A 6630-nucleotide genomic window follows, 5' to 3' on the forward strand; every position below is an offset into this window, starting at 1 on the left:
AGCAGTTCGCCCGTGGCGACGAGGAGCTTCGCGGCGAGCTCCTGCGCGAGGGGCCGCGCGAGGCCCATGCGGACCGCGCCGTCGGCGAGGGCCTCGGCGAAGACGGCGGCGTAGGCGGGGCCCGAGGCGCTCATGCCGGTGAAGGTGTTGAAGAGGTGCTCGGGGAGCTCGTAGACGTCGCCGACCGCGCCGAAGATGACGCGGGCGAAGTCGAGGTCGCCGTGGTCCACGGCCTCCTTCGGGGCGGTGACGGCGGTCTGCGCGCGGCCGATGGTGGCGGCGAGGCTGGGCATGGCCCGCACGACGCGTTTGGTGCCGAGGCGGCGCGAGAGGGTGGCGAGGCTGACGCCCGCCATGGTGGAGACGTAGCCGACGTTGGGTTGCGCGACGAAGTCCGCGACGTCGGTGAGGGTGCGCGGCTGGAGGGACAGGACGATGCGTTCGGCGCGGGCGAGGTCGGCGCGGGTGAGGGTGCGGACGCCGAAGCGTTCGGAGAGCTGCGCCACGCGCGGCGCGTTGGAGTCGAGGAGGCCGATCTCCCCGGGCGGCAGGACACCCCGGCGGACGAGGCCTTCGAGGAGGGCGAGGCCCATCTTGCCGACGCCGACGATCGCGAGTTTCATGCGCTCGATTATGACAGCCGTCAGCGGTCAGTGGTCAGCCGTCAGTGGTCGGTGGTCGGTGGTCAGTAGTCGGTGGTCGGTGGTCGGTGGTCGGTGGTCGGTGGTCGGTGGTCGGTGGCAGGGCAGCCTGGTGTTCATGAGAGCCGTCCGTCCGCAAAGCAGGGTCTTCATGGGTTCCTGACGGCTGACGGCTGACGACTGACGACTTTTGTATGAGTTTCGTAAGAGACGGCGCCTAGGATGGTCAGGTATGTCGACGAACCGTCCCCTCTCCTTCCTGCGACTTCTCCCCCTCGCGCTCGCCTCGGTGGCGGGCGCGCAGGAGGTGCTCTACACGCCCGGCCTGCCCCTCTCCATCGCGCCCATCGTCGTGCACGACGCGACGAGCGCGAACGGTCAGACCACCACCAACGACGAGGTTCAGGCCTTCCGCTCCATCCTGCTGGCCCGCGCGAGCGCGGGCGGCAAGGCCGACCTCGGCGACTGCGTCGGCAACATGGTCGAGCGCGTCTGGCTCGACGGCGAAGGCGCCGCGTTCACCCGCTTCCGCAAGGACATGGAGTTCCAGGGCTACAAGTACAAGGAGGCGACCTTCCAGAAGGACGCCACCACGGGCCGCGAGCGCGCCCTGTTCACCCTCACGAACGATCCCATGAACCTCGCGGGCATGTGGTCCCTCGACGCGGACGCCAAGCGCGGCCTCGTCGTGCTGTGCGTGGTGAAGTAAGGGAGGGTCGTCAGCGGTCAGCCGTCAGCCGTGAGACAGCCGGGAAGCACGGTGCTTCCCGGCCTTTGCCGTGTCCCACCCGACCCCACCCCGAGTGCTGACTGCTGACTGCTGACCGCTGACCGCTGACCGCTGACGGCTGACCGCTCGAAGCTCTACTCTGTGCCCCATGCCGGTCTTCGTGGTGGACAAACCGCTCGGGCTCACGTCGCACGACGTGGTGCACCGGGCTCGTCGGGCGCGCGGGACGCGCCGCGTGGGGCACACGGGCACCCTCGATCCGCTCGCGACGGGCGTGCTGGTGCTGTGCGTGGACGACGCGACGAAGCTCGTGCAGTTCATGGAGGCCGACTCGAAGGACTACCTCGCGTGGATCTCGCTGGGCGCGGCCACGCCCACGCTGGACGCGGAGGGCCCCGTGGAGACGCGGGCGGACGTGGCGGCGCCCGCGCCCGGTGCCGTGGAGGCGGTCCTGTCGGGCATGCTGGGCCCGCAGAAGCAGGTGCCGCCGCAGTACAGCGCCCTGCAGGTGGGCGGGCAGCGGGCGTACGCCGTGGCGCGCGCCGGGGGCAGCCTGGACCTGCCCGCGCGGGAGGTGGTGATCCACGACCTGCGCCTGCTCGGGGTGTACGCGAGCGTGCGGGAGGCGCCGCGCGCCTTCTCCGAGGGCGAGGGCGGCGTGTGGACCCCCGACGACGCCGCGCGTCCCTTCACCCTGCCGGAGGCGCTCGGGGACTTCCCGACGCTGCTGGTGTGGGCGCGGGTGGGCAGCGGGACGTACCTGCGGTCGCTCGCGCGGGACGTGGGCGCGGCGCTCGGGGTGCCCGCGCACCTCGCGGGGCTCGTGCGGACGCGGGCGGGACGGTTCTCGCTGTCGGAGGCGGTGACCCTGGAAGGTCTCGCGGAGGCCGAGGGCCGGGCGGACCTGAGCGCGCTGGACCTGCCGCGCGTGGAGGTGGACGCCCGCACCGCGAAGGACCTGCGTGACGGCAAACGCCCCGCGCGCGCCGAGGTGGGCCGGCTCGTGGTGACGCACGATGGGGCGCTCGTGGCGGTCGTGGACGGGGACGGGGAGAAGTGGCGGGTCGTGCGTGCCTGGAGCGCCTGACTACACCGGCAGTCTCGTCGTGTGCTTCTCCTCCTTGGCGGCGATGGTGCTGTTGGTGTTGCTGACCTCGGGCATGGCGGCGAGGACGTCCACGAGGAAGCGCTGGTAGGCCGCGAGGTCGGGCACGACGACCTTGAGGAGGAAGTCGTACTCGCCGAGGCAGAAGTAGCACTCCAGCACCTCGGGGCGGGCGCGCATCTTCTCCGCGAAGGTGGTGAAGCCCTGCTTGGTCTGCTTGTCGAGGGTGACGTGCACGAAGACGGTGAGGTCGTGCCCGACGCGGGTGGGGTCGAGCAGGGCGACGTAGCCCCGGATGACGCCCTCCTCCTCCAGCCTGCGGACGCGGCGCAGGCAGGGGGCGGGCGTGAGGCCCACCTCGTCGGCGAGTTCGGTGTTGGGGAGGCGGCCGCGGGTCTGGAGGACGTCGAGGATGCGGCGGTCGGTGGCGTCGAGGTCGATTCCGGCCATACTTCTCCGAGTATGAACGATCCAAAGCAATGCCGTTGCTCCGATGCCCCGTTTCCGGGCAGCGGACGCAATCGGACCTAACGAGCGTTCTGCTACGATGAAGCCACATTCATCGTCGTTTCGCGCCCGCACCGAGCCGCTCGCGGCGGGCCGCGCGGCAGGAGGAACAGCATGCTCATCGGGCTTCCCAAGGAAATCAAGGTCAAGGAGAACCGCGTGGCGCTCACGCCCGGCGGCGTCTCCACGCTCGTCCGCCGCGGTCACGACGTCGTCGTGGAGCAGTCCGCCGGGATCGGCTCGGGCTTCGCGGACGCCGAGTACGTCGCCGCCGGCGCGCGCCTCGGCAGCGCCGCCGACGCGTGGGCCGCGCAGATGGTCGTGAAGGTCAAGGAGCCCATCGCCTCCGAGTACGGCTACCTCCGCGAGGACCTGCTGCTCTTCACGTACCTGCACCTCGCCGCCGACCGGCCCCTCACGGAGCGCCTCATCGAGAGCGGCACCACCGCCGTCGCGTACGAGACCGTCCAGCTCGACGACGGCAGCCTGCCCCTGCTCACCCCCATGTCCGAGGTGGCGGGCCGTCTCGCCGTGCAGGCGGGCGCGTACTACCTCCAGAAGCCCAATGGCGGACGCGGCGTGCTGCTCGGCGGCGTGCCCGGCGTGCAGCCCGGCCACGTCCTCGTGATCGGCGGCGGCGTCGTCGGCACGAACGCCGCGAAGATGGCGATGGGCCTCGGCGCGCGCGTCACCGTCCTCGACGTGAGCCAGAAGCGCCTCGCGTACCTCGACGACGTGTTCTTCGGCCGACTCACCACCATGATGAGCAGCGAGGCGAACATCCGCGCGCTCCTGCCCGAGGCGGACCTCGTGATCGGCGGCGTGCTGATCCCCGGCGCGAAGGCCCCGCACCTCGTGACGCGCGACATGCTCTCCAGCATGCAGGAGGGCAGCGTCATCGTGGACGTCGCCGTGGACCAGGGCGGCTGCGTCGAGACGATCCACGCGACCACCCACGACGATCCCGTCTACAACGTCGAGGGCGTCGTGCACTACGGCGTGGCGAACATGCCGGGCGCCGTGCCGCGCACCAGCACCTTCGCGCTCACGAACGCCACCTTCCCCTACGTCATGCAGCTCGCCGAGAAGGGCGTCTCGGCGCTCGAGGGCAACGCCGCGCTCCGCAAGGGCCTCAACACCCGCGCGGGCAAGCTGACGTACGCGGGCGTCGCGGAGGCCTTCGAGATGGAGGCCGTGCGTCCCGAGGCGGCGCTCGCCTAAGGACGATCACGCGGCGGACGGCGTTCCCCAGGGGCGCCGTCCTTGCCTTTGCATTCGCTCCAAGCGCCTTCTCGGGCTCTCACGTATACTGATGTGATTTTGGAGGTTCCCCGTTGAACGGAAGCATTACCATCACCGAGGCGGCGCTCGCCTCGCTCATCGGCCTGACCGCGCACGAGGTTCCCGGCGTGGTCGGCATGGCCCCCGCGAACTTCAGGGAGGGCATCCTGAAGACGCTCGGACGCGCCCAGTCGCGTGAGGGCGTCGTGATCACCCGCGAGGACGGCCGCTACTCCGCCGACCTCTTCATCGTCGTGGCGTACGGCGTGAACATCCCCACCGTCGCGCAGAACATCACGGAGCGCGTGGAGCACGCCACGCGGACGCTCGCGGGCATCGACCTCGCGCGGACGCGCGTGCACGCCGTGGGGGTCTCGCATGCCTGACGCCAACCTCACCCCCGCGCAGGTCGCGGCGGCCCTGCGCTACGCCACCGACTGGCTCGGCGTGTACCGCGAGCAGGTCAACGCGCTCAACGTGTACCCCGTCCCCGACGGCGACACGGGCACGAACATGCACCTCACGATGCAGTCCGTGCGGCGCGAGCTCGACACCTGCGACGAGCACGACATGAAGAGCGTCGCGCGCGCCATCAGCTACGGCGCGCTGCTCGGCGCGCGCGGCAACAGCGGCGTGATCCTCTCGCAGCTGCTCAAGGGCTTCAGCGAGGCCATCCGCGACCTGCGCGACGTCAGCGGCGCCCAGCTCGCGCACGCCCTCGACGCGGCGCAGAGAAGCGGCTACAGCGCCGTCATGAAGCCCGTGGAGGGCACCATCCTCACCGTCGCGCGCGAGGCGGCGGCGGGCGCCCGTGGCGGCTCGCCCCGCGAGGTGCTGCGCGCCGCGATCAGGTCCGGCTACGACGGCCTGGCGCGCACCCCGGACCTGCTGCCCGCGCTGAAGCAGGCGGGCGTCGTGGACTCCGGCGGGCAGGGCTACCTGTACGTCCTGGAGGGCATCCTGGGTCAGCTGGAGGGTCAGGCCCTCCCCGAGGCGCCCACCGTGGAGAGCTACGCGCAGGAGCAGTTCGAGACGGAGGAGTTCGGCTACTGCACCGAGTTCCTGATGGAGAACGCGACCGCGCCGATCGAGCAGATCCGCGAGCTCGTCGCGCCCTTCGGGGACAGCCTCCTCGTGGTGGGCGCCGAGGGCTACGTGAAGGGCCACATCCACACGAACGACCCGGACGCGCTGCTCGCGACCGTCGGGCGGCACGGGAAGATGCTGCGCACGAAGGTCGAGGACATGAGCGAGCAGCACACCGAGATCCTCGCGATGGCGGGCGCCACCGCCCGCGCGGAGGAGGAGGTGCCGCAGACGGGCCTCGTGGCGGTCGTGAGCGGCTACGGCCTCACGAAGCTCTTCCGCAGCCTCGGCGCGCGCATCGTGTCGGGCGGGCAGACGCAGAACCCCAGCGTGCAGGACATCGTGGACGCGGTGCGCAGCGTCAGCGCCCGAGAGATCGTGGTGCTGCCGAACAACAAGAACGTCCTGATGGCCGCGCAGAAGGCGCAGGAACTGCTCGGGGACCACGTGAAGGTCCTGCCGACCCGCACGCTCGGGCAGGGCGTGGGGGCCGCGCTGAACTTCACGCCGGACACGCCCGCCGCGGACCTGCTGCCCGCCATGCAGGAGGCCGCCGCGCGCGTCACGACGCTGGAGGTCACGCGCGCGTCGCGCTCCACGTCCATCGGGGACCTCGACATCACCGAGGGTGACGTGATCGGCCTGCGCGACGACGAGCTCGTCCACGCGGGCGGCACGCCCGAGGACGCCGTCCTCGCGATGCTCGCGGCGGCCTGGGCGGATCAGGAGATCGTCACGGTCTTCACGGGCCCCAACGTCACGGACGAGCAGGCCGAGGGCCTCGCCGCGCGCGTCGCGGAGGCGCACCCGGACGCGGAGGTCGAGACGCACGCGGGCGGCCCGGACCTCTACGACTACCTCGTCACGATCGAATAAGCGGTCAGCGGTCAGCAGTCAGTAGGGACAGGGGTGGGCGATGTCGAACAGGGCGTCGCCCACTCCCCTTGGCATCGGAGTCCGTGGAGCGCTCGTACTGACCGCCGACCGCTGACGGCTTCCTCTCATTCCCCTGCGGCACCCTGAGGTCAACATGATCGATCCCTTCCAGACGCCCTTCCCCGCCGACGCCTCGCCGGACGCGCGCGCCGCCCGGCGGATCACCTTCGACTCGCGCGAAGTGGACGCCGAGACGGCCTTCGCGGCCCTCGCGGGCGAACGCGACCACGGCAACCGCTTCGTCGAGGACGCCCTCTCACGCGGCGCGCCCTTCGTCCTGACCGACCTGGACGTGCCGCGCGCGGTCCGTGTCCCCGACGCGACGGTCGCGCTGCGCTCGTGGG

General features: G+C 71.2%; 8 protein-coding genes. 6 read left to right on the plus strand and 2 right to left on the minus strand.

What is annotated here, in order from left to right:
- Positions 1–623 (minus strand): pyrroline-5-carboxylate reductase family protein (locus DEIPI_RS0103280; RefSeq protein ID WP_027480837.1); only part of this gene is annotated, 623 nt, incomplete at its 3' end.
- A 250-nt stretch (positions 624–873) separates the two neighbouring features.
- Between DEIPI_RS0103280 and DEIPI_RS0103285 the strand changes: the two genes are divergently transcribed.
- Both DEIPI_RS0103285 and truB read left to right on the plus strand, forming a co-directional pair.
- Positions 874–1350 carry a hypothetical protein gene (locus tag DEIPI_RS0103285; RefSeq protein ID WP_027480838.1) on the plus strand — a complete coding sequence of 159 codons (477 nt, stop codon included), beginning with the start codon at positions 874–876 and terminating at the stop codon, positions 1348–1350.
- 169 nt (positions 1351–1519) lie between these two features.
- Positions 1520–2458, plus strand: coding sequence for a tRNA pseudouridine(55) synthase TruB (gene truB, locus DEIPI_RS0103290; RefSeq protein ID WP_027480839.1), 939 nt, complete (start codon positions 1520–1522; stop codon positions 2456–2458).
- Here truB and DEIPI_RS0103295 read toward each other — a convergent pair whose 3' ends face one another.
- Entirely contained in the window at positions 2459–2926 is a 468-nt protein-coding gene (locus DEIPI_RS0103295; protein WP_027480840.1) for an Lrp/AsnC family transcriptional regulator, read from the minus strand. It lies immediately after the preceding gene.
- A 171-nt stretch (positions 2927–3097) separates the two neighbouring features.
- Between DEIPI_RS0103295 and ald the strand changes: the two genes are divergently transcribed.
- From ald to DEIPI_RS28140, 4 genes are all read left to right on the plus strand, one after another.
- Positions 3098–4204, plus strand: a complete 1107-nt coding sequence (gene ald, locus DEIPI_RS0103300) for an alanine dehydrogenase (protein WP_027480841.1) — start codon at positions 3098–3100, stop codon at positions 4202–4204.
- 113 nt (positions 4205–4317) lie between these two features.
- Positions 4318–4650, plus strand: a complete 333-nt coding sequence (locus tag DEIPI_RS0103305; RefSeq protein WP_027480842.1) for an Asp23/Gls24 family envelope stress response protein — start codon at positions 4318–4320, stop codon at positions 4648–4650.
- The gene (locus DEIPI_RS0103310) at positions 4643–6226 is read left to right on the plus strand and encodes a DAK2 domain-containing protein (protein ID WP_027480843.1); all 1584 of its coding nucleotides are present in this window, start codon (positions 4643–4645) and stop codon (positions 6224–6226) included. The genes DEIPI_RS0103305 and DEIPI_RS0103310 overlap by 8 nt, the downstream gene beginning before the upstream one ends.
- 154 nt (positions 6227–6380) lie before the next feature.
- Positions 6381–6630, plus strand: a 250-nt coding sequence (locus DEIPI_RS28140; RefSeq protein ID WP_045233557.1) for a Mur ligase domain-containing protein, incomplete at its 3' end; no start/stop codon positions are given.

The sequence above is a fragment of the Deinococcus pimensis DSM 21231 genome (assembly GCF_000519345.1).
GTDB lineage: Bacteria > Deinococcota > Deinococci > Deinococcales > Deinococcaceae > Deinococcus_A > Deinococcus_A pimensis.